General features: G+C 41.7%; 23 protein-coding genes. 17 read left to right on the top strand and 6 right to left on the bottom strand.

The features are described 5' to 3' along the window. Nucleotides 1-94: 94 nt before the first annotated feature. The 4 genes from BCU94_RS04190 (at nucleotide 95) to BCU94_RS04175 (ending at nucleotide 3,539) form a co-directional block, all read left to right on the top strand. Nucleotides 95-739, top strand: a complete 645-nt coding sequence (locus BCU94_RS04190; RefSeq protein ID WP_133149778.1) for a HEAT repeat domain-containing protein — start codon at nucleotides 95-97, stop codon at nucleotides 737-739. Between the two features lie 95 nt (nucleotides 740-834). Further along, a complete protein-coding gene (locus tag BCU94_RS04185; RefSeq protein ID WP_102475686.1) occupies nucleotides 835-1,632 on the top strand; it encodes a hypothetical protein in 798 nt (265 codons plus the stop codon). Nucleotides 1,633-2,053: 421 nt separating this feature from the next. Continuing rightward, on the top strand, nucleotides 2,054-2,854 hold the full coding sequence (locus BCU94_RS04180; RefSeq protein ID WP_102475685.1) for an ElyC/SanA/YdcF family protein: 801 nt from the start codon (nucleotides 2,054-2,056) through the stop codon (nucleotides 2,852-2,854). Then, nucleotides 2,847-3,539: a DUF2982 domain-containing protein gene (locus tag BCU94_RS04175; RefSeq protein ID WP_102475684.1), complete on the top strand. Its 693-nt coding sequence runs from the start codon at nucleotides 2,847-2,849 to the stop codon at nucleotides 3,537-3,539. The genes BCU94_RS04180 and BCU94_RS04175 overlap by 8 nt, the downstream gene beginning before the upstream one ends. A 170-nt stretch (nucleotides 3,540-3,709) precedes the next feature. Here BCU94_RS04175 and BCU94_RS04170 read toward each other — a convergent pair whose 3' ends face one another. The 3 genes from BCU94_RS04170 to galE all read right to left on the bottom strand — a co-directional run bounded on the left by BCU94_RS04170 (nucleotide 3,710) and on the right by galE (nucleotide 5,962). Further along, nucleotides 3,710-4,138: a polymer-forming cytoskeletal protein gene (locus tag BCU94_RS04170; RefSeq protein ID WP_102437747.1), complete on the bottom strand. Its 429-nt coding sequence runs from the start codon at nucleotides 4,136-4,138 to the stop codon at nucleotides 3,710-3,712. Nucleotides 4,139-4,334: 196 nt separating this feature from the next. After that, the gene (gene napF / locus BCU94_RS04165) at nucleotides 4,335-4,829 is read right to left on the bottom strand and encodes a ferredoxin-type protein NapF (RefSeq protein WP_102437745.1); all 495 of its coding nucleotides are present in this window, start codon (nucleotides 4,827-4,829) and stop codon (nucleotides 4,335-4,337) included. A gap of 119 nt (nucleotides 4,830-4,948) precedes the next feature. Beyond that, nucleotides 4,949-5,962, bottom strand: a complete 1,014-nt coding sequence (gene galE / locus BCU94_RS04160; protein ID WP_102475683.1) for a UDP-glucose 4-epimerase GalE — start codon at nucleotides 5,960-5,962, stop codon at nucleotides 4,949-4,951. A 407-nt stretch (nucleotides 5,963-6,369) separates the two neighbouring features. On the opposite strand from galE, the gene phhA reads away from it, so the two are divergent. The 6 genes from phhA (at nucleotide 6,370) to BCU94_RS04130 (ending at nucleotide 12,015) form a co-directional block, all read left to right on the top strand. After that, nucleotides 6,370-7,173: a phenylalanine 4-monooxygenase gene (gene phhA, locus BCU94_RS04155; protein ID WP_102437741.1), complete on the top strand. Its 804-nt coding sequence runs from the start codon at nucleotides 6,370-6,372 to the stop codon at nucleotides 7,171-7,173. An 82-nt stretch (nucleotides 7,174-7,255) separates the two neighbouring features. Continuing rightward, on the top strand, nucleotides 7,256-7,594 hold the full coding sequence (locus BCU94_RS04150) for a 4a-hydroxytetrahydrobiopterin dehydratase (RefSeq protein ID WP_102475682.1): 339 nt from the start codon (nucleotides 7,256-7,258) through the stop codon (nucleotides 7,592-7,594). Between the two features lie 203 nt (nucleotides 7,595-7,797). Further along, nucleotides 7,798-9,336 (top strand): transcriptional regulator TyrR, encoded by a 1,539-nt coding sequence (gene tyrR / locus BCU94_RS04145; RefSeq protein ID WP_102475681.1) that lies wholly within the window; start codon nucleotides 7,798-7,800, stop codon nucleotides 9,334-9,336. Between the two features lie 362 nt (nucleotides 9,337-9,698). After that, a complete protein-coding gene (locus BCU94_RS04140; RefSeq protein WP_076539825.1) occupies nucleotides 9,699-10,685 on the top strand; it encodes a fumarylacetoacetate hydrolase family protein in 987 nt (328 codons plus the stop codon). A 95-nt stretch (nucleotides 10,686-10,780) separates the two neighbouring features. Next, nucleotides 10,781-11,431, top strand: a complete 651-nt coding sequence (maiA, locus tag BCU94_RS04135; protein ID WP_102437733.1) for a maleylacetoacetate isomerase — start codon at nucleotides 10,781-10,783, stop codon at nucleotides 11,429-11,431. A gap of 32 nt (nucleotides 11,432-11,463) precedes the next feature. After that, a complete protein-coding gene (locus tag BCU94_RS04130) occupies nucleotides 11,464-12,015 on the top strand; it encodes a nucleotidyltransferase family protein (protein ID WP_102437731.1) in 552 nt (183 codons plus the stop codon). Nucleotides 12,016-12,115: 100 nt separating this feature from the next. Here the strand turns inward: BCU94_RS04130 and BCU94_RS04125 are convergent, their stop codons facing one another. Both BCU94_RS04125 and BCU94_RS04120 read right to left on the bottom strand, forming a co-directional pair. Next, a complete protein-coding gene (locus BCU94_RS04125) occupies nucleotides 12,116-12,358 on the bottom strand; it encodes a hypothetical protein (protein WP_102437729.1) in 243 nt (80 codons plus the stop codon). 42 nt (nucleotides 12,359-12,400) lie between these two features. Beyond that, nucleotides 12,401-13,501 (bottom strand): hypothetical protein, encoded by a 1,101-nt coding sequence (locus BCU94_RS04120; protein ID WP_241904954.1) that lies wholly within the window; start codon nucleotides 13,499-13,501, stop codon nucleotides 12,401-12,403. Between the two features lie 441 nt (nucleotides 13,502-13,942). On the opposite strand from BCU94_RS04120, the gene ompW reads away from it, so the two are divergent. Continuing rightward, nucleotides 13,943-14,587, top strand: a complete 645-nt coding sequence (gene ompW, locus BCU94_RS04115; protein ID WP_102437727.1) for an outer membrane protein OmpW — start codon at nucleotides 13,943-13,945, stop codon at nucleotides 14,585-14,587. A 76-nt stretch (nucleotides 14,588-14,663) separates the two neighbouring features. Here the strand turns inward: ompW and BCU94_RS04110 are convergent, their stop codons facing one another. Beyond that, nucleotides 14,664-15,404: an SDR family NAD(P)-dependent oxidoreductase gene (locus BCU94_RS04110; RefSeq protein ID WP_102475680.1), complete on the bottom strand. Its 741-nt coding sequence runs from the start codon at nucleotides 15,402-15,404 to the stop codon at nucleotides 14,664-14,666. A gap of 126 nt (nucleotides 15,405-15,530) precedes the next feature. Between BCU94_RS04110 and BCU94_RS04105 the strand changes: the two genes are divergently transcribed. From BCU94_RS04105 to BCU94_RS04080, 6 genes are all read left to right on the top strand, one after another. Then, entirely contained in the window at nucleotides 15,531-15,941 is a 411-nt protein-coding gene (locus tag BCU94_RS04105; RefSeq protein ID WP_102475679.1) for a YbaY family lipoprotein, read from the top strand. A gap of 49 nt (nucleotides 15,942-15,990) precedes the next feature. After that, the gene (metA, locus tag BCU94_RS04100; RefSeq protein WP_102475678.1) at nucleotides 15,991-16,935 is read left to right on the top strand and encodes a homoserine O-succinyltransferase; all 945 of its coding nucleotides are present in this window, start codon (nucleotides 15,991-15,993) and stop codon (nucleotides 16,933-16,935) included. A gap of 385 nt (nucleotides 16,936-17,320) precedes the next feature. Continuing rightward, a complete protein-coding gene (locus BCU94_RS04095; RefSeq protein ID WP_102475677.1) occupies nucleotides 17,321-18,523 on the top strand; it encodes a thiolase family protein in 1,203 nt (400 codons plus the stop codon). 210 nt (nucleotides 18,524-18,733) lie between these two features. Beyond that, on the top strand, nucleotides 18,734-20,227 hold the full coding sequence (locus BCU94_RS04090) for a CoA-acylating methylmalonate-semialdehyde dehydrogenase (RefSeq protein ID WP_102437717.1): 1,494 nt from the start codon (nucleotides 18,734-18,736) through the stop codon (nucleotides 20,225-20,227). Between the two features lie 242 nt (nucleotides 20,228-20,469). Beyond that, nucleotides 20,470-21,627 (top strand): acyl-CoA dehydrogenase family protein, encoded by a 1,158-nt coding sequence (locus BCU94_RS04085; RefSeq protein WP_102475676.1) that lies wholly within the window; start codon nucleotides 20,470-20,472, stop codon nucleotides 21,625-21,627. A gap of 141 nt (nucleotides 21,628-21,768) precedes the next feature. After that, the gene (locus BCU94_RS04080; RefSeq protein ID WP_102475675.1) at nucleotides 21,769-22,884 is read left to right on the top strand and encodes an enoyl-CoA hydratase/isomerase family protein; all 1,116 of its coding nucleotides are present in this window, start codon (nucleotides 21,769-21,771) and stop codon (nucleotides 22,882-22,884) included. Nucleotides 22,885-22,898: the final 14 nt, after the last annotated feature.

Below are 22,898 nucleotides of genomic sequence, written 5' to 3'. Positions count from 1 at the left end.
ACGTATTCGCGAAAATATTCGATTTACAACAAGGACTTAGCGGTGGTACCTTTGAAGTTTGAATTGAGCAGCCTGGAACATTATTGTGCTGCTAATGAATAAGCTGTTATGCACCACGGAGAACCGAGCATTGAATGAAATAGTGGCTCAACTCGGAGACAAGAAATCTCCAAAGCGTCGTTCTGCTGCGAAGAAATTACGAAAGCTAAAAGATGTTGATGCAGGCCCACATCTATTGGCTGCGCTTGAGGCCGAACTCAAAGATGTTCGGACTTGGGAAACTCAGTACCAGATGATTATGGCTATTGGTGAATGTGGTTATAAGCCCGCATTGCCATTTATAAATAAACTTGCGAAACAGGATTTCGAAGCAACTATGGTTTACGTTGCTATTGGAGACGCAATAGTCAGGCTTTCTATAGAAAAAGAAAGAGATGCTGCTCCAATATTCAAGCTCCTTGATACTGGTAACGAGATGCTCATAGACGGCGCTCTTCGAGCAATGGCTATGCTCAAAATGGTGCCGAGTGATAGTCACATAGAAAAAATCATCAATTACGTTGCTGCAAGAGAGTTGAACCAAGGTATTCATTTCTGGGTTGTAGCGGCAGCACCGGGGTGGTCTGGAGCGAAAGTAGAAGAATACTTAGATTATTGCGCAAAGTCTCCGCGAGAGGAAATCACCAGTGCTGTTGCTCTGGCGCGAAAGAATAAGTACAAGAAATGGAGTCCACTGTAAAATGCATAACAATCGCAGGCTGACGGAACGCCTTTCCGCTCCTTCGTCGCTACAAGTCGTCCGCAGCTGCGGGCGTTAGCTAACAAGGAGAATTAATGGTTGATCGAAAAGCAATAAAAATATTGATGGAGACATATTGGCATCCAAAGGATGGATGGTCAAAGAGTACACCTTCCGAAGCGGATTTTAAGTATGCTCTAGACGCTGGGGTTATGTTCCCCCCTGAGACGGTAACGCATGATTCGATCATAAAGCGGGCTAGAACGGCTATAGATAACACATCGAAAGAGAGAGTTGTTGATGCGTTTGTATCTAGTCTTGTATCTCGTAGGCTGGATTTAAGGTCAGCGCTTGGTAGCTTTGCTAGCGGATTGAATTTACCTAAGCACGAAAGTACTAATTCAATAGCCTGTGAAGTTTGCGGTTCTTATGCGTGTGGAAAGGAAGAGGACCTCAACGTCTTAAATTTCGAACGCCATAAATTTGGGGGAGTCCGACACCTTGATCCACTATATATCGCTCTAGACTTGGAGTTGTTTAATGTTACTGTTATTGAAGCACCTAACGAAGAAGCGACTGAAATTCTTCGTTCTTTAGTATATGAATTAAGAAATATTCCGAGTAATAGGTTATCCGACGCTCCAAAGGCTTTGGCATCGAAACTGAAAAGTAACAACAATGAGCGCACTGGTATTATTAGTACTTTTGGTTATTGCGGCATACTAACACCTCCAGGTATTAAACCACTATATCAACAGTATGTGCCTGTAAAAAACCGGGAATATTCATCCTACTCGAAATCAGATTGGCCATTTCCTTCAGATCTGTGGCGCCCTGAGTATGGAGTGAATCAAGATGCTGTAGAATTTTGGTTTGGAGAGTATGTCAGCTAACAAAGTAATCAACCGGACTCCGCAAAGCGTGGTTCGTTTCACTCACAATACCACGCTGTGCTCCGCACGGTTATTACGGCGTTACCGCATCGTAGATTTGCATACTTCGCTAATCCAATAATCATTTTCAGAGCTTAAGCTCTAACGCATTTTTGTCCAAAAGTGAGTTTCGGTCTTTATTGTCTTTATTGTTCGCTGTGGCGTCATGCGGTAAAGCAAAAATTTCAATCTTTATTGTGTTTTGCGGCCTTACTGATTACAAGTTAATGCAGTTTTAAGTCGATAAAAGTTTCAAACTTTAATGTAAGGCGACATTCCCTTAAGCCAATACGCAGGCTTAATTGCAGATTGCTTGCGCTTCAAATAGTAATCTTGGCTGTGACAAGTTAAAATATCGTTTCATTAAAAACTGGGTATCTCGATGTTTTGGCTTAAAAAAATCTTATCTCAATTGGTTATGCCTATTCCGCTGACATTATTACTGCTGTTATTGGCGATATTTGTGTTCCGCAGCCAATCCCAGCGATTGAAAACCTTAGGGCAAAGCGCTTTAATCGCGGCTTTCGCTATTTTATTGCTACTGAGTAATTCGCAATTTAGTGCAGGGTTAGCAGCCAGTTTAGAGTCTCAATACCCAGTGAATAACTCCCCTTTAACCCTTGTTTATCAATCGGGTACTGTCCCCAATGCGCAGCAAGCCTGTTATGTGATGGTGCTGGGTTCAGGTCACACTGAAAATGCTAATCGAGCTGCGGTGCAGCAGTTATCATCGACAGCATTAGCAAGATTATCAGAAGGCGTAAGGCAGCTAAAACTTGCAGATAATCGTTGCCAGTTGGTGGTCAGTGGTTGGAGTGGCGGCTTAACGCCAACCCCCCATGCTGAAATTATGCAGCAAGCGGCGATTGAGCTGGGCGTGCAAGCAAGCCAAATAGTGACGTTTGCTGATGCGCTAGATACCATTGAAGAAGCTAAATCTATGGCTGAGTTAATTGCCAATAAGCCTTTTATATTGGTTACCTCTGCCACCCATATGCCGCGCTCAATGAAGATTTTTACCACACTTGATTTAAACCCCATCGCCGCGCCGACTAATTTTATCAGCTCACCGGGTTATTGGTGGCGCTTTAGTGCTGAAAATCTGTATATATCCCAGCGTGCAATTCACGAGTATGTGGGCATGTTATGGCTAACCATAAAAGGATTATTAACTGATGTCTGATCCCAGCCAACATGAGCGCTCAGAGCCATTGTTTATCGCGCCGCATAATAAGCGCAACGGCATTAGTTTAACCATTGCTGGTGGCATTGCGGTATTTATCAGCTTGATATTATTTATCAACAGCAAAAGCCTATTTGGTGTCGGTATGGTGTTTTTTGCCGTTGGCAGTGTAGGGCTGGTACTAGGTGTTGCCAAAATAAATCAGCCTAAAGCCAGTTTTAAATTATCTGCAGCAGGATTTGATTATTATCATGGCCGCGGCACAGTGCACGTAGCTTGGGATAATGTGCAGCGTATTGACGTGTCACGGGTGACCCAAAATCTTGAGTTAATTGAACTGCCGTATATTGGCATTAAACTCAAACACATCAATCCGATTTTAGATTGTATCTCCCCAAGGTTAGCCACCGGGTTATTGACTGAGCAGCGGCCGTTACTCATGACAGCAGCGACTCAAGATGAAGACTTACAAAGCCTTGAAACCTATGTCGGCGCTGAATTTACCCCATTAGTGGTTAATGGTGAGCGTTATCGTGGCGTATTAGCCATGTTTGGCCATCGCTGCCAAACCTTAGATGCTCAACTCGGGTTTCACCTTTATTTATCTATTGATAGCCTAGATAGAGCGCCAGCGGAGTTTGTCAGCTTACTGCGGCAATGGCAGCAGCAATCTATTAAGCCCTAAAGCGATTATTTGTAGATATTGCTAACTTATAGCCAAAGCGCTAGTTAAAAGTGCTTACAAAAAGAGATGTGTTTAATTATTAAATAATAACTTATTGAACGAATGCCAAACGTCGATGTTTGGCATTCGTTTTAAATATTCATGAAGGATAAGCCAAACGCTGAAATTGACTATGCCGATACAGCTGCAGTGAGTTGAGGCTTTTCTTTTTCAGTTTCAACAGTGGAAACCAATTTTTCATTATTTTCTAATGCTTTGCTTTGTTTATCGTAAGCTTTTCGATAACCAAGGAACTGACCGTTATCTAAAATTTCCATACGCTTACTGTACACTTCACCATCAAAAGTTCCGGTATTGGTAATGGTGAGTTTTTCGCAATTAATATTACCTGTCATTAAGCCAGAAACCGTCGCTTCCACACAAACAACACCACCGGTGACAACCCCAGTAGCTTCAACCGTTATGTTACCAGAAGCGCGAATTTCGCCATCAACTTTCCCTGCAATAAGTACGTCGCCGTTAACTTTGATATTACCGCTTAATTCACAATCATTGGCAATAAAACTCAGGTTACTTGTGGGACTTTTTTTACTAAACATATTCGCTCTCTTTATGCATTTTTGACCGCAATGACCAGGATAATTATGCGGTTAAATTTATTTTGTTGTTAGTATTTAACATTTAATATAGCGACAATTAATCGCAAAAAAAACAATTAAATTTTGACTATTAAGACTTTTTTGACTACCAAGACTTATTGACACAGTTTATTGATACAGCTTAGCTAAAACAGCATTAACTCGTAACGTTAAGCTCAATGACACTGATAGAAGCTGATGGGCAGGGGGCAACACAAGCGCCGCAGCCTGTACAAGCCTCAAGATCAATCATAGGTTTGGGTACTTGGCCAATGGCCATCTTAAAGCTTATTGCTGCGGGATCGCAGGCATCTTTACAGCTTTGACACCATACGCCTTGATAGGTTAAACAGCTGTCATTGACGCCGGCTTTTATGTTCCAAGGCGTGAGTTGAGAAAGATCAAAAATGGGCTCTTTGCATACTGTGGCGCATTGCTGACAGAATGTGCACTCGTCGTTTGTGAATGATATTTCAGGAAAACCACCATCACCTTTAATGATTACCTTAGTTTCGCAGGCATCGATGCAAGCATTACAGCGAGTACATTCGTCAGTGAACTCAATATCAGACTTAACCCAAGGCGGTCTTTGGGCATCAATTTTACGTCTGCGAAATAGGTTTCTGCGGCTGTGATTGACTGACTGACTCATACTTCTTCCACTATTTTTGGCTAACAATAACAAGGCTAACATTAATGAGACTAAAGTTAGCCAGTAAATATCTACAGGGCTTAAATAAATAGGCTCAAAAAGCTATGTCAACTAACCCCTTAACTTCGGTAGCCGTCAGGATTTTTAGATTGCCAATGCCAGCTAGATTCAACCATGGTTTCAAGGGACAGCTCAGCGTGCCAATCTAATGCCGTTTTCGCCTGAGACACGTCAGCAAAGTATGCCGCAAGTTCGCCCTCTCTACGAGCACTAAAGCAATAGGGTATCGCTTTACCGGTTATTTGCTCAAAGGTATTAATAATTTCGATAACGCTGTACCCACGGCCTGTGCCTAAATTGTAGGTGGCAATGCCTGAATTACTGTTGAGCTTAGCTAATGCTTTTAGGTGGCCTTGGGCTAAATCAACCACATGGATGTAATCTCGTACACCTGTGCCGTCAGGGGTAAGATAATCATTACCAAACACCTGTAATTCTTTTAGCTTGCCCACAGCCACTTGGCATATATAAGGCATAAGATTATTCGGAATATCGCTAGGATCTTCACCGATCAGTCCGCTTGGGTGAGCACCAACTGGGTTGAAGTAGCGTAAAATAGTGATATCCCATTGATTATCAGCAGTATGTAAGTCAGCCAGTAGTTGTTCCACCATCAGCTTTGACTGACCATAAGGGTTCGTGGCTCCGGTTGAATCGGTTTCTTTAATAGGCAAGCCATCAGGGATGCCGTATACCGTAGCTGAAGAGCTAAAAACTAACTTTTTCACCTGATGTTCCGCCATGACTTGGCACAAAATTATTGTGCCGGTGACATTAGTTTCATAATACTGCAATGGCTTACACACTGAATCAGCCTCCGCTTTTAAACCAGCAAAATGAATTACTGATTCAATGACATGATCAGTAAATATTTTATGTAATAGCGCTTTATTTAGCACACTGCCTTGATAAAAAATGCAGCTTTTACCGGTAATTTGTTCAATGCGAGATAAGGCGATGACATTGGCGTTGGATAAATTATCGACAATGATAACCTGTTGATTAGCATTTAACAGTTCAACTACAGTGTGGCTTCCTATATATCCGGCTCCGCCAGTGACTAAAATTGCCATGAAATGTCCTTAACTGTGGATGACATAAAATTGAATGCAAAAATGACAGTCTACTTAAAAGTTTAACTATAGCGCCAAAGTAAAGCGAGTTAATTGCTTGGATTTTATTCTACTTAAGTTATCAAGCTCACTAAAAAAGGTATCAAGCTTTAACCTGTTTAAAGCTTAAAAGTTTTATCCATTGACTTAAGACAGAATCGGGAGATGAGTTGTTGGCCACTTTGTAATTTAAAGGTGGCAGTTTATATGACTAATTTTATTAAGTTAAGTTTAGTAGAAACTGCTAATGTAGCGTTTTGTTTACGAATTGTACTGTCAAATCACTGAAGAATAAAACCCCAAGCAGTTAACAAAATGTGATCCTTAGCACACTATGAAGGGAGTGAAGTTTACGTAAAGTGGCACTTATGAGCAAAGTAACAAATTACACCGCGAAGATCCCTGATAGTCAGGGTTACATCCAATATACCGATGAAGAACATGACATTTGGCATCAGTTATATCAGCGCCAAGTGAACAATATGCCAGGCAGAGCTTGCGAGGCATATATGCATGGCCTTGATGCTTTAGCTATGCCCACGAATCGGGTACCGCAATTAAAAGAAATCGATAAGGTGTTACTTGCATCTACAGGCTGGCAAACTTCAGGAGTGCCGGCACTTATTTCATTCGGTAAATTTTTTGAATTGTTGGCCAATAAGCAGTTTCCTGTGGCGACCTTTATTCGCTCAAAAGAAGAGTTCGACTACCTACAAGAACCTGATATTTTTCATGAAATATTTGGTCATTGCCCGTTATTAACCAATCCGTCATTTGCACATTTTTCGCATATTTATGGCCAATTAGGTTTGGCGGCATCTAAAGAAGAACGGGTGTTTTTAGCGAGATTATATTGGTTTACGGTCGAGTTTGGTTTAATGAAAGCCAAAGATGATCAACTTAATATCTATGGTGGCGGTATATTAAGCTCGCCAGGTGAAACCTTATACGCATTAAGTGATAAACCGGAGCGTAAGCCTTTTGAGCTACTGGATGTGCTGAGAACCCCATATCGAATAGATATTATGCAGCCGATTTATTACGTTATCGACAATATCGACTTTTTAGATGAAATCACTCGAATGGATATTATGGCTGAAGTCGCTAAAGCACGGCAGCTAGGTTTGTTTGCGGCTAAATTTGCCCCAAAACCCAACCCAATAGCCGTTTAGGGACTCGTTAAAACTAGTCATTCATTTATACATTAATAATATAAACACCAGATTAAACTAGTGTGATAATACAGGAGCTGTTATGTCAGATTTATCCGAACTAAAATGTGAGGCTTGCCAAATAGATGCCCCAAAAGTAACCGAGCAAGAGCTGGTTGAATTTAGTCAAATGGTACCCCAGTGGACCGTTAAAAACCGTGATGGTATTAATCAATTAGAGCGAGTTTTTAAGTTTAAAAACTTCAAACTGGCGATGGAATTCACCAATAAACTCGCTGATGTTGCTGAAGCTGATTTTCACCATCCGGGGATCTTAACTGAATGGGGCAAAGTGACAGTGACTTGGTGGTCACATTCCATTAAAGGTCTTCATAAGAATGATTTCATTATGGCGGCGAAAACCGACCAGTTAATTAACTAAAATCTTAGTTAATTATATCAGCAGGTTACGTTAACGTAACCTGTTTTAGCACGTCCTCTGTTACAATTATGCTGTAAACAACACTTGCCACGCGCCCGATAACCTTTTAACGTATCGCTCACAAATTAAGAAGGGCACCCTGACATGGTCAGAATCGAGTCCTCGGATATTCCAGAAAACAATATAATAGGGAATAGTTGTTTATGCGTTTGGAAGTCAGTTGTTTAGATCGTATCGGCCTTGCGAAAGATATTCTAGAAGTGCTAGAAAACTATGGCATTAACTTAATTGCAATTGATGCCAGCAATAGAGGCTTTTTGTACCTACAGTTTGCCGAAATTGGCTTTGAAACCTTAAGTGAATTAATGCCTTTAATTCGCAAAGTAGAAAGCGTCCATGATGTTCGTACCGTATCGTTTATGCCCTCCGAGCAAGAACATTACGCGCTCAAAACCTTATTACAAACCCTGCCAGACTCCGTTTTTTCAATTAATGCTAAAGGCCGTATTCGTATTGTTAATGAATCCGCATTATTAACCCTTAATATGCAAGAGCATGAAGTGATTGATGAATCGCTTAATCATTGGGTGCAAGGATTTAACTTTTCTCGCTGGTTAACTGAAGCCCCTGTATTAGCGCAAGCCACTCGGGTGCAAATTGGTAATAATGAATATTTAGCCGAAATGCTGCCTATCTATTTACCTGATGAAAACAATGCCAGTATTTTAGCGGGCGCGGTGGTGTCGCTAAAATCACCAGCCCGTGTCGGTAAGCAATTTAATGCGCTGCAAAATCAAACCACAGGCTTTGATAATGTGTTGGCCGTTAGCGATAAAATGAAAGATGTGCTTAAACAAGCCAAACGTATGGCCCAACTGGATGCACCGTTATTAGTAACTGGTGAAACGGGTACTGGTAAAGAGTTGATGGCCAAAGCGAGCCATGATGCCAGTATGCGCCGAGAGCACGCCTTTATTGCTATTAACTGCGCTGCATTACCAGATAGCGTGGCAGAAGAAGAATTGTTTGGCTTTGTGTCAAATGGCCAAGTGGTAAAACGTGGCTTGTTTGAAGAGGCGAAAGGTGGCACTGTTTTCTTAGATGAAATTGCCGAAATGTCAAAAGCTGCTCAAGTAAAACTATTGCGTTTACTACAAGATGGCACTTTTAGACGCATTGGCGGCGATGAAGAAGTGCGCGCTGATGTACGTATAATTTGTTCTACCCAAAAGAACTTGGCAGAACTGTGCCAATCAGGTGAATTCAGAGAAGATCTTTACTATCGCATTCATGTACTTAGTTATCACATGCCGTCGCTCCGTGAACGTAAAGTGGATGTTATTCCGCTCACTGAAATGTTTTTAGAGCATTATAGCCAGCAGTTATCGAGTCCATTACGACGTATTTCAGCATCATGTCGGGACTACTTGTTCACCTATGCCTGGCCAGGTAATGTGCGTCAGCTTAAAAACGCTATTTTTAGAGCGGTATCGATGTGGGATGGCTCGGCAGAACTAACCGTTGAGCAACTTAAGTTACCTTCTTATGCTGAAGGCTTTGGCTACTTTGATGAAGAGTTTGAAGGCAGCTTAGATCAAGCCATGAAAGAATATGAGGCAAGCTTATTAAGGCGCTTATATCCAGCTTATCCAAGTACCCGTCAATTAGCTAAAAAGCTGGGGGTTTCTCATACCGCTATTGCTAACAAGCTGCGCGACTACAAAATATCTAAAAAACGTTAATTAATCGTAGCGGTTATTTTTAGTGTAACGATTTCATGCCATCAAAATGTCAGTAAGCCACTGGCATTTTGAGGTTTACCAGCCTGAGATCCGCATTCTGATACTGGGATCTCATTCTGTATTGAAACCTTTACAATTTAACTCTCAAGCAAACAAAGTGTGATTTATCTCACGCTATATTAATTCGGTTAAGCTTAGGGTATTTGTATCGTTAACAACGCTATTTTAGTTGTTATTACTCAGCATAGGCGCTTTACAGGTAGCATATTTGATTTAATCGAATTGCCAAGCCAGTTAGCACGTCTTGTAATCACATTGTCTTGAGTAGTAGCAACATTATTTGTACCCATCTAGGAGTCAAAATGAAACTTGCAAGTTATAACAACGGTCGCCGTGATGGCCAACTGATGTTGGTCAGTAAAGATTTAACCAAAGCCGTTGCCGTACCTGCTATTGCGCATACTATGCAGCAATTATTAGATGCTTGGGATTTATTAAACCCGCAATTACAAGAATTATATGAAGCATTAAATGCCGGTATGATGGACAACGCCGTTGATTTTGATGAAGCTAAATGTTTATCGCCATTGCCTCGTGCATATCAATGGGCTGATGGCAGTGCATACGTCAACCACGTTGAATTGGTTCGTAAAGCGCGCGGCGCAGAAATGCCAGCAACGTTTTGGACTGATCCATTAGTATATCAAGGTGGCTCAGATTGCTTTATCGCGCCAAAAGCCGATATTGAAATGGCCAGTGAAGAGTACGGTATTGATTTCGAGTCAGAAATCGCAGTGGTCACTGACGACGTTAAAATGGGCGTAGATGCAGATAACGCTGCCCAGCACATCAAATTATTGATGCTAGTGAATGACGTATCGTTACGTAATCTTATACCTGGGGAGTTAGCGAAAGGGTTTGGCTTTTTCCAATCAAAGCCTTCAAGTGCGTTTTCGCCAGTGGCGATTACCCCTGATGAATTAGGTGACAGATGGCAAGATAGCAAAGTGCACTTACCATTGGTAACTCATTTAAATGGTGATTTATTTGGTCGTCCTAATGCGGGCGTAGATATGACGTTTAACTTTAGTCAATTGGTCGCTCATGTTGCTAAGACCCGTCCATTGGCAGCGGGAGCTGTGATTGGTTCTGGTACTATTTCAAATTATGATCGCAGTGCCGGTTCTAGCTGTTTAGCTGAAAAACGCATGCTAGAAATCATTGCAGACGGTAAAGCTTCAACGCCATTTATGCGTTTTGGCGATACAGTAAGAATTGAAATGTTTGATGATCAAGATAACTCAATCTTTGGTTCTATCGATCAAAAAGTGGTTGAATACAAAGCTTAAATAAGTGTTTGCTGTGATAAAAAGCAATAGCGTCTAACGTTATTGCTTTTTTTATATCATCAATGCTAACTCAGTTAATTTGATAAGGATATACAATGAAATTATATGGTTATTGGCGCTCCAGTGCGGCATATCGGGTGCGTATCGCGCTTAATCTTAAGCAGCTGGATGCAGAGCAAATTTCAGTGCATTTAGTCAAAAATGGCGGTGAGCAGCATAGTGATATGTTTGCCCAATTGAACCCACAGCATTTGGTTCCGGCATTGGTTGATGAAGATGACCATGGAGAGTTTAATTTAACCCAGTCATTGGCAATTATTGAGTATTTAGAAGAGCAATATCCGCAATATAGTTTATTGCCACAAGGCGCTAAAAATAGAGCCGTAGTGCGTGCCATGGCGCAATTGATCGCTTGTGAAGTTCACCCACTGGACAACTTACGGGTATTACAGTATCTCGTTAAAGACATGGGCGTATCTGAAGAAGACAAAATGAACTGGTATCATCATTGGATCCATTTAGGTTTTGCGGCGCTAGAAAAGCAATTAGCTGTTCACTCTGGTAAATTTAGTTTTGGCGACAGTCCAAGCTTGGCAGATATTTGTCTTATCCCTCAGGTTTACAATGCCTATCGCTTCAACGTAGATTTATCTGCATACCCTAATATTGTGCGGATTTGGCACACATGTCAGGCTCACCCAGCCTTTGCTGCAGCTGCGCCTGAGCAGCAAGATGATGCCAGTTAACCCAGCATTTTTTAGATAACCTCGAGTAAAATATGGACTATGAAGCTCAGTTAAAAAATTGGATTGTAGCAGACAAGATGCGCATTAGTGCCTTGCAGCAAGTTGCAGCGCTTTTTACTGAGCTTAATATTACAGATTGGTACATTGCTGCAGGGTTTGTGCGTAATTTAGTGTGGGATAAACAGCATCAAATAGCGCCCAGTGCGTTAACTGATATTGATGTGATTTATTATTGCAGCAAACAAACCTGTGCCTATCGTGATAAGTTAATCGAAAAAGCATTATCTGAGCGGATAAAACTGCCTTGGTCGGTGAAAAACCAAGCCAGAATGCATAAAAGGAATCATCACCCAGCCTATACATCAACCCTTGATGCGATGTGTTATTGGCCTGAGCAACAAACAGCGGTAGCGGTAAAACTGGATAATGATGGCAAGTTAGTGCTAAAGGCATTATTTGGTTATGAAAACCTATTTAGCCTATCGGTGAGCTATAACCCCAATGCCGATAAACATGTGTTTATGGAGCGTGTTGCCAGTAAACCTTGGTTTAAGCAATATCCTAAGCTTTCACTTGAGCTCTAACCCCCCCGTAACCCCTTGTCATTTATCATTAGTCAATTAGCTCTTGAGTTTAAGTTATAGCCTTTAGCTGCACCTTTTATGTCATTTTTATGTCATTTTTTTATGTCAGCTTTAACACTTGTGAATGTTTTGCAGTGGCATTTTCATGGAAAATATCATCAAGATAACCTGCAAGCTCTGTTTCTTTAAGCTCAGGTGGAATGATGACCTCATGGATACGCGATCTAAGCCCGGTGCCTGAATCACGAAACAGTAGCCATTGGGGCTGATCACTTTGTCTATCTTGGCGCTTAATTGACAAGGACTTACCAAACACATCAAATTTTATAAATTTTTCATTCATCATCTTGTCCTCTTGGCGGTGGTTTAGCTAATCGGCATAGAGTTAAATATTTTGAAATAAAAACTCTATGGTAAAGGTTAGCACCACTTGATTGATGCGCACTTCATCATCTTCTTTAGTCCAAGTATATTCAGGCGTGATGGCAAAAAACAACCAATCTCGGACAAAGTTTTGTCGGTAAGTTAAGCCAATTTTTGCACTATCAATATATTTATAAGGCTGGTCGACGCCGTGTATGTGGGCTTGATAACTAATGGCTTGTTTATCACTGATATATTGATATAACTGCAGACCTGAGCCTAGCTCCCAACCATTATCGTTAGTTTCATATTGGAACGCAGCACTCCAGCGCAATAAAAAATCATCGTTAAAAGAGTGTTCAATATCGAATTCAGTAGACTCACCAGTGAGATTTTTCTCTTGATACAGCTTTTGGGTGATGCGGCTGATGGTATTTTCTGAAATAGGATAGGTATAGCGATAACGAGCTTCGATTTTAGGCTTAAAACTGAGCTTTATATTAAAACTACTTCTATTTCGAGCTAGCCAGTCATAGCGTAAGCTAAATTCCCTGTCGTTGTTATCGTCAGGGCTGCGTATAAATGAAAATGGATCATCTTCTCCAGTTGAATCAAAAATGAGTTTTAGCTTTTTAGTGACTCCAGGTAAATTTACCCGCGCATTGACGTTAGCATGATATTTAAAACCTTCTTTTTCATAATAGGAAAAATCATTATACCAACGGACAATCGTGCCAGCTCTGGCATCATCTTCAATGCGAACATCGACAAAGAAGCTGTCAAACCAAATGGCCGGTTGGCAGAATTTGGTGTTGAGATAATCAAAAGCCTTATCAATTTTCTCATCAGTTTGTGAACGGCTATAACAAGCTGATGGCTCGACTTCATCATCTGACTGGGTTTCATTCAAAGGTGATTTTTTGTCGGTGATGGTCTTTTCAGAGGTAGGCTTATCATCAGAGATGGGCTCATTATCAAAGATAGCTTTAGCGATGTCCTTGGGCTGTGATGCAGCTAAATCAGCTGCAATAAACAGCGTGAGGCTAAACAGTGATGTTATCCATATTTGTGTCATTGAAAGATAATTACAGCCTATAAACAAAGGTAAAGGTATTTTGTTCAAGGGTAGCACCTTTGTAACAACAATTGAGGGGGTTTATCTTTTAAACATTGGCAGCGGCGTTTATTTTATGAGTCTTTTTATAGACAGGCTTTAATAGGCAGAATTTTTATAGGATTGCTTAACAAGCAATACCGCTATTAAATGTTACAAAAAGGTAAATGGTTATTGCTTAGTTAATATCAGGCTCATGCTTTGCTCATGAAAGTGTCTGGTTAAAAAACCAACGTTTTCATCAGTTAAACTGGCATTTTAAAAGCTTATTAGTAGACAAAGTTCAAGCTAAATGTGATCTAAGTCAATAAAGCGTTATACCTAGTTTGATGTAAATAGCTTTGTTGATCTGGATCAAGATTGTTAAAGGTTTTATCTGGCAGTGTAGCGGCAATTGTTAAAGGTGTTTATCGAAAGCGCTAATTATGTTGTACACATGGAGTTGTCATAATGAATAAAAAAATAGCCCTTAGTCTAGTTGCTGCCAGTTTATTATCTGCAGGTGTTTCTTCAGCTGCGGTTGCTCATCAAGCTGGTGATTTTATCTTTCGTGTTGGTGCGGTAGCGGTTGTGCCAAATGAGTCTAGTCCAGTTGTTGCTAATGTTGCAGAGTTTACAGTCGATGATAATACCCAAGTCGGCTTAAACTTTGGTTACATGCTAACTGATAATTGGGGTTTAGAATTATTGGCAGCAACTCCTTTTAGTCATGATGTTTCTCTTGGTGAGTTAGGTAAAATTGCTGAAACTAAGCATTTACCACCAACCTTAGTGGCGCAGTATTACTTTGGTAATGGCCAATCTAAATTACGTCCTTACATTGGTGTTGGTGTTAACTTTACTAACTTTTTTGATAACGAGTTTACCAATGACTTAGACGGCGCATTAACTGATTTAAGCATGAGTAACTCTTGGGGCTTAGCGGCACAAGTTGGGCTTGATTATCAATTTAATGATAACTGGTTAGTAAATGCATCGGTTTGGTACGCTGATATCTCAACGGATGTTAAATTCAATTTAGGTGAAGATGCTATTTCAGTTGAAACTGATATTGACCCATGGGTATACATGGTCAGCATTGGTTACACCTTCTAATATTTGAAAAATATTTAGAGCAAAAAAAACAGGAGCTAGGCTCCTGTTTTTTTATGTGAGCTAATAACGGAATAAGCTACTTTTTCTTTTTAACCTTCCAATGGCGAGTATTATAAATAAACTCAGGTAAAAGTAAGGTTAACCAAGCCACTAAGCGCCAGCGTTTAGTGACATAGACTTTGCGCTTGCCTTTTTGCATCGCGCTGACAATTTGTTTAGCCACTTTTGGCAATGGCGGCAACCACAGTTTACTTTTCTGCATTGCAGCTTTATCCAATAGGCCTAGCTGAATATCGGTAATAGTGATTGGTAACTTTAATCGCTGCGCATGCATGCTTAAGCCTTCAAGGTAATTTTCTGCAAAGGCTTTTGATGCATGATAGGCCACACTTGGGCCGCCACGTAAACCGGCAATAGAGTTGATTGCAGCAATTTGACCATAGCCTTGCTCGCGCATTAATCGAAAGGTGGTATTACAAATTGCGGCAAAACCACGCACATTGACGTCAATGATATCTTGTTCGATTTCCCAAGGCAGTGCTTCACTGTAGGCATTAAGTCCAGTATTCACTAACACTAAATGCGCGCCTTCAAGGCTTAACCATACTTTTTCAAGCTGGCTGATAATGGCTGTTGGATTTTCAATATCTAACGGTAGCACATCAACTTTTGTCGGTAAGCTTGCGGCAAACTCGGCCATGGCATCGGGATCTTGTACAAATAGCACTAGAGAAACTTTCTGCTCGGCTAATTGACGGGCGATTTCTTTACTAAGGTGTGAGCTAGCGCCCACTATTATTGCGTTTGCTGTAGTCATGTGCTTTTAGACGACGAAATGATGGCCTATGATAAAAACAACTGCGAGGGATAACAAGCAAGAATATTATTCAATATGAGACGTATAGACTTCTAGAAGTCTTAATGTATTATAAGGACAGGATATATGAACATCATCAAAGCATTTATCAGCAAAGCATGTATTTCTTTAATGCTGCTAGGCGGATTATTCGGCTGCAGCTCTGTAGATCATTTAGTGTCTATAAGTGGTGATGTGAGTTATCGCGAGCGCATGGCATTGCCAGACAACGCAATACTCACCGTGCAAGTGAAGGATGTGTCTTTGCAAGATACCAAAGCGATTGTTATCGCTGAAAAAGTGTACCAACAAGTGAACGCGCCGCAAGCATTTGAGTTTCAAATAGCTGCAGACCAATTTATTGCTGGTCATAGTTACTCAATTGGGGCGCGAATAGAAGTAAATGGCAAGCTGTGGTTTATCAATACGCAAGCGTATAGCATTGATGTCAATGAGACACAGCCCATAAATGTGATTGTTAATAAAGTCGGTGGCTAGTCGTTTCATGGCTATGCACTGGGTTATTTTGTATTAAAAAGGTGCTCCTATGCCGGTTAGAATTCCAGATGATTTACCTGCAGCTGAAATCTTAGAGTCTGAAAATATCTTTGTAATGTCGGAAACTCGCGCTGCAAATCAAGATATTCGACCTATGCGGGTATTAATTCTAAATTTAATGCCCAATAAAATTGAAACCGAAACCCAGCTATTGCGCTTATTAGGTAATACCCCGCTGCAAGTGGATGTTGACCTATTGCGTATTCATGACAAAGCATCTAAGCATACTTCTGTCGATCATATGAATGCTTTTTATCGGGATTTTGAAGCGGTTAAAACGAACAATTATGATGGGTTAATTATTACCGGTGCGCCACTTGGGCAGCTGGATTTTGAAGATGTGGTGTATTGGGATCACATTAAAGAAATTATTGATTGGTCTCAGCTCCATGTCACCTCAGTATTATTTTTGTGCTGGGCAGGTCACGCGGGGTTATTCCATCTTTATAATTTACACCGAAAACTATTAGCTAAAAAACGCTCAGGGGTATTTAAACATAGCCGCTCATTAAAGCCGCACCCGCTACTTAGGGGCTTTGATGATGAATTTTATGCGCCTCATTCGCGTTTTGCTGAAATGGATGTAGAACTTATTAAGCAGCATCCTGACTTAGAAGTGTTAGCTGAATCTGCAGAGGCAGGGGCCTATATTGTCCTTAGCCGTAATAACAGAAACTTATTTGTGATGGGTCATCCTGAATATCAAAAATCGACCCTTAATGACGAGTATCAACGGGATTTAGCGCAAGATTTAAATCCAGATGTGCCGCTAAACTATTATCGAAATGATGATCCAAGCCAAGAGCCCATTGCTCGCTGGCACAGTCATGGCAGTTTGTTAGTGAGCAACTGGCTTAACTACTATGTTTACCAGCTTACGCCTTATGATTTATCAGATATGAGCGCAAGAACGCCGTGGGAATTGAAAAGCTAATCACAGATTGATTAAGGTGTTTAAACAAAATATGGCGTAAATTCGGCCAAACATCATGCTACAAGTATTAATAAAAAGGGCGATATCGTTTTCGATATCGCCCTTTTTTATGGCAAATCTCCTCAAAAACACCTTGATAATTTAACGCTGGCTATGACTTTTTTAGTGGGATTTATTACATTTTAGCTATTTTAAATCAGGGCTTTACGCTTGATGTAAATCTTCAGTGACACTCATAAAATATTCACTATTGATAATCACATTCAAACCACTTGCTTTACGTTAGCGTAAACGTCAGAGTGTAACTATTATTTTATAGTTGAACTAGATCACATTTTTGCTGATTTTGTCCGCTTACTTACCAGCAGTTTAGACCGGAGAAGTTATGAGTACAGACCAATCACCCCAAGATATTGTCATTGTTGCAGCTAAACGCACCCCAATGGGGGGCTTTCAAGGCGCACTATCAGCAGTACCAGCGCCAACCTTAGCGGCCAATGCAATTAAAGGCTTAGTCAATCAAACTCAAATCAATACTGATTTAATTGATGAAGTGTTTATGGGTTGTGTATTACCGGCAGGCTTAGGTCAAGCGCCAGCAAGACAAGCGACATTGGGCGCTGACCTACCTTTGAGTGTTGGCGCAACAACCGTGAATAAGGTTTGTGGTTCAGGCATGAAAACCGTGATGTTAGCTCATGATGCAATTAAGTCTGGCAGCAGCGAAGTGGTTATTGCTGGTGGTATGGAAAGTATGAGTCAAGCGCCATATTTACTTGATAAAGCGCGCGGCGGTATGCGTATGGGGCATGGCAAAGTGTTAGACCATATGTTTCTTGATGGATTAGAAGATGCCTACACTGGCGGCGCTATGGGCACATTCGCGCAAAAAACTGCAGATGATTTCGGCCTCACCCGAGAGCAAATGGATAACTTTGCCTTAAGCTCACTTGAAAAAGCCAATAAAGCGATTGATTCAGGTGCGTTTAAAGCTGAAATTGTGCCAATTACCATTGCAAATCGCCGTGGAGATGTGACCGTTGATACCGATGAGCAACCTGGCAATGCCCGCCCTGAAAAAATCCCGACATTGCGCCCCGCATTTACTAAAGACGGCACCATTACCGCCGCCAACTCAAGCTCGATTTCTGATGGCGCCGCAGCAGTAATGCTAATGACCCGAGAAAAGGCAGCGTCATTAGGTTTGGAAGTGATGGCCACGATTAAAGGCCATAGCACTCACTCACAAGAGCCATCAATGTTTACCACAGCGCCAGTGGGCGCGATGAAAAAATTATTCGACAAGGTTAACTGGGCAAAAACAGATGTTGATTTATTTGAAATCAACGAAGCCTTTGCCATGGTGACCATGTTAGCAATCCAAGAGCTACAACTTGATGCCAATAAAGTGAACATCTATGGCGGAGCGTGTGCATTAGGTCATCCAATTGGTTGTTCTGGCGCCCGTGTATTAGTGACCCTCATCCATGCGCTACAAGCTAAAGGTTTAGCTAAAGGCACCGCTAAAGGTGTGGCGTCATTATGTATTGGCGGCGGCGAAGCAACTGCTATGGCGATTGAAGTTTAACCTCGTTGTAATTGATTAAGATTTAACAAGACTCGTTGTTAATTGCGTCACTTTTGATGTTGGCGTTATTAACAACAAATAAGCACCAGTAAAGGCTATGGCAAAGAATCATCATAGAGTGATGCTAACAATAACAGCTTGGTTGGTGCTTATTATTACTCAAGAGCTTTGGGGCTCAACAATAATCTGTAACAGGATTTAGGAAGCAAGATGACCATACAAGTTAAACATTATATTGCCGGTGAATTCACCGAAGGTACAGGTAGTCAAAACATTGATGTTACTAACCCAGCTAACAACAGCGTTATTGCCAATATTAACGCTGCTACGGTTGCAGAAGTTAATCAAGCCATAGACAGTGCAAAACAAGCATTCACTACGTGGAAAGAAGTACCTGTGTCAGAGCGTGCTCGCGTAATGCTCCGTTATCAACACCTTTTAAAAGAGCATCACGATGAAATCGCCACTATTCTGGCCCAAGAAACCGGTAAAACCTTTGAAGATGCAAAAGGTGATGTTTGGCGTGGTATTGAAGTGGCAGAGCATGCTTGTAATATCGCCTCAATGTTAATGGGCGAAACCGTTGAGAATGTGGCGCGTAATATTGATACTTATAGCTACACCCAGCCATTAGGGGTGTGTGCGGGTATTACCCCGTTTAACTTCCCGGCGATGATCCCGTTATGGATGTTCCCGTTAGCGATTGCTTGCGGTAATACCTTTATTTTAAAGCCTTCAGAACAAGATCCAATGACGCCGCAGCGTTTAGTTGAATTGTTTGTTGAAGCGGGCGCGCCCAAAGGCGTGCTGCAGCTTATTCATGGTGATAAAACCGCGGTGGATATTTTGTTGGCAGATCCTGACATTAAAGCGATTTCATTTGTTGGTTCTGTGGCTGTAGGGCAATACATTTACAAAACGGGTACTGATAACTTAAAGCGTGTTCAAGCCTTTGCTGGCGCGAAAAACCACTGCGTGATCATGCCTGATGCTAATAAGCAGCAAGTGATCAATAACATGGTTGGCGCATCAGTTGGCGCTGCTGGTCAACGTTGTATGGCGATTTCAGTGGCAGTATTTGTTGGCGCTGCTAAAGAGTGGATCCCAGAGCTTAAAGAAGCACTAGCAAAAGTACGCCCAGGTTTATGGAATGATGACAATGCCGCCTATGGCCCAGTTATTAGCCCCGCTGCCAAAGAGCGTGTACTTAAGCTTATTGCCCAAGGTAAAGCTGAAGGCGCGGACTGTTTACTCGATGGTAGCGACTTTACGGTTGAGGGCTATGAGTCAGGTAACTGGATTGGTCCAACCATGTTCGACAAAGTCACTACCGATATGAGCATTTATAAAGAAGAGATCTTCGGTCCTGTATTGTGCTGCATGGAAGCTGACAACCTTGATGACGCCATTGAGTTAGTCAATAACAGTCCATATGGTAACGGCACTTCAATTTTTACCGCATCCGGCGGTGCAGCGCGTAAGTATCAACACCACATCGAAGTGGGCCAAGTGGGCATTAACGTGCCAATTCCTGTGCCATTACCATTCTTCTCATTTACCGGTTGGAAAGGCAGTTTCTATGGCGATCAGCACGCTTACGGTAAACAAGCGGTGCGTTTTTACACTGAAACTAAAACCATCACTTCACGATGGTTTGATGACGAAGTGGTGAGTGGCCCGAATATGAGCATCAATCTTAAGTAAATGTACTGGTCTTCTGATGGGAGAAGACCAGTTAATTATTCAGACAAGCAAACCACAAGACTCACTTAATGATCACTGTGCGTGTAACCAAATAGCGTGTAACTAAAATGCGGTTAGCTATAAGCATTTAGTAAAAATCAGTTTGCAAAAGTCACTCAGTTTTTGCAAACACGCTCACATAAAAGCACAGGATTGTTTAGCCATAAAATGACCTAAAGAGTCATAGTAAAAGGATTAACACCATGGACTTTAATTTAACCGAAGACCAACGCCAATTCGCAGAATTAGCCCGTCAATTTGCCGCAGATGAGCTGGCACCCTTTGCCGCAAAATGGGATGAAGAGCATCACTTTCCAAAGGATGTAATTCACAAGGCTGGCGAGCTAGGTTTTTGCTCTTTGTATTCGCCTGAGTCAGAAGGTGGAATGGGGCTAAGCCGATTAGATTCGTCGATTATTTTTGAAGAGTTATCACAAGGCTGCACAGCAACTACCGCCATGTTGACTATTCATAATATGGCCACATGGATGGTCACCACTTGGGGTAGTGAAACATTGCGCCAGCAGTGGTCTGAAGGTCTAACCACAGGTCGATTACTCGCATCATATTGCCTAACAGAGCCGGGTGCAGGCAGTGACGCTGCATCACTTGCGACTAAAGCGGTTCGTGATGGTGATGATTACATCATTAATGGCTCAAAAGTGTTTATTTCTGGTGCGGGTGAAACTGAGCTATTAGTAGTGATGTGCCGTACAGGCGAAGCGGGCGCAAAAGGTATTTCAGCTATAGCTATTCCAGCAGATACTGCTGGTGTAAGCTATGGTAAAGCCGAAGACAAAATGGGCTGGAATGCCCAGCCAACACGTTCAATAACCTTTGAAAATGTCCGCGTGCCAGTGGCTAATTTACTCGGTGAAGAAGGCCAAGGTTTCACTTTTGCCATGAAGGGCCTCGATGGCGGTCGTATTAATATCGCCACTTGTTCTATCGGTACAGCGCAAGCTGCGCTGAGCCGTGCCACAGAATACATGAATGAACGTAAGCAGTTTGGTAAGCCCATTGCGGCATTTCAAGGATTACAGTTTAAGTTAGCTGATATGGCGACAGAGTTAGTCGCTGCAAGGCAGTTGGTGCGCTTAGCTGCTTTCAAATTAGATTCAAAAGATCCAGAAGCCACAGCTTACTGCGCAATGGCAAAACGATTTGCTACCGACATTGGTTTTCAAGTGTGTGATAACGCCCTGCAACTTCACGGCGGTTATGGCTATATTCGTGAGTACCCATTAGAGCGTCATTTTAGAGATGTGCGGGTACATCAAATTCTTGAAGGCACTAATGAAATCATGCGCTTAATTATTGCTCGTCGTTTGCTAGATGAAAATGCGCACGCTATTTTGTAACAGTTACTAGCCAAGCGCTTTATGTTGGCTAATGAAATTAGCCAAAATGGGTATTTACCCTAGTCGCAATGATAGCTTGGATTACCGGAAAATAAGCCTTAATAAGCTGTAAAACAATATACTGAATTGGAATAATAGCTAATGACTCAAGATGTAATATTTCAAACTCTAGGGACCCTGTCTGGTAAATCAATTGGGGTGGTAACCCTTAATATTGAAAAGGCCTTAAATGCCTTGAATTTAGACATGGTCAAGGCCATGACCAAGCAGCTGCTTGCTTGGCAGCAAAATGATGATATTGCTTTTGTTGTGCTTGATGGCGCAGGGGATAAAGCCTTTTGCGCTGGCGGTGATGTCAGGGCGATTTACCATGCATCGATTGCTAATCCTAATACCATGACTGCAGAAGCATGCGATTTTTTCACCCAAGAGTATCAATTAGATTATTTACTACATCAGTATGGTAAACCAGTGCTGGTGTGGGGCGATGGCATTGTTATGGGCGGCGGTTTAGGGCTAATGGCGGGTGGCAGTCACCGAGTGGTGACAGAGCGAAGCCGCATTGCCATGCCTGAAATATCCATAGGTTTGTACCCTGATGTAGGCGGCAGTTATTTCTTAAATCGTATGCCGGGTAAATTAGGCTTATTTTTAGGCTTAACCGCTTATAACATGAACGCCGCCGATGCTTTGCATGTTGGACTGGGCAATCACTTTTTAGCAAGCGATGATAAACAGCCGTTATTTGATGCCCTTGCTGACGTCAGTTGGAGCGATGATGCTGAGTTAAATCATCAGCAGCTAAGTATGGTGTTAAATACCCAGCAACAAAATACCACAGCTGAAATAGGCCAAAGCCCACTTGAGCAATTTCAAACTGAGATTGATCAATTAATGTCGGGTGAAATTGAAGAGGTGCATCATCAACTCACCAGTTTAGACACTGAATTAGATTGGCTTAAACGGGCTCAAAAAACGGCTTTAAAAGGTAGCCCATTAAGTTGGTTTTTAATTTTTGCTCAAGCCAACTTAGGTACGAATAAAACATTAGCAGAGTGCTTTAAGTGGGAGCTAGGTATTAGCGTCAATTGCTGCTCCTATGGCGATTTTTGTGAAGGGGTAAGGGCATTACTCATTGATAAAGATCGCAATCCACAATGGCGATTTAGTCATGCAAGTGAAGTGACCGCAGAAGCAGTGACCCAATTGCTGACATCACCTTGGCAAGCCGATGACCATCCGTTAAAAGGCATCTAAGTAAAAGGCATCTA

The sequence above is a fragment of the Shewanella sp. 10N.286.52.C2 genome (genome assembly GCF_002874545.1).
Taxonomy (GTDB): domain Bacteria; phylum Pseudomonadota; class Gammaproteobacteria; order Enterobacterales; family Shewanellaceae; genus Shewanella.
Note: the sequence above shows the minus strand (reverse complement) of the source record. Positions and strands in the feature narration are given on the sequence as shown.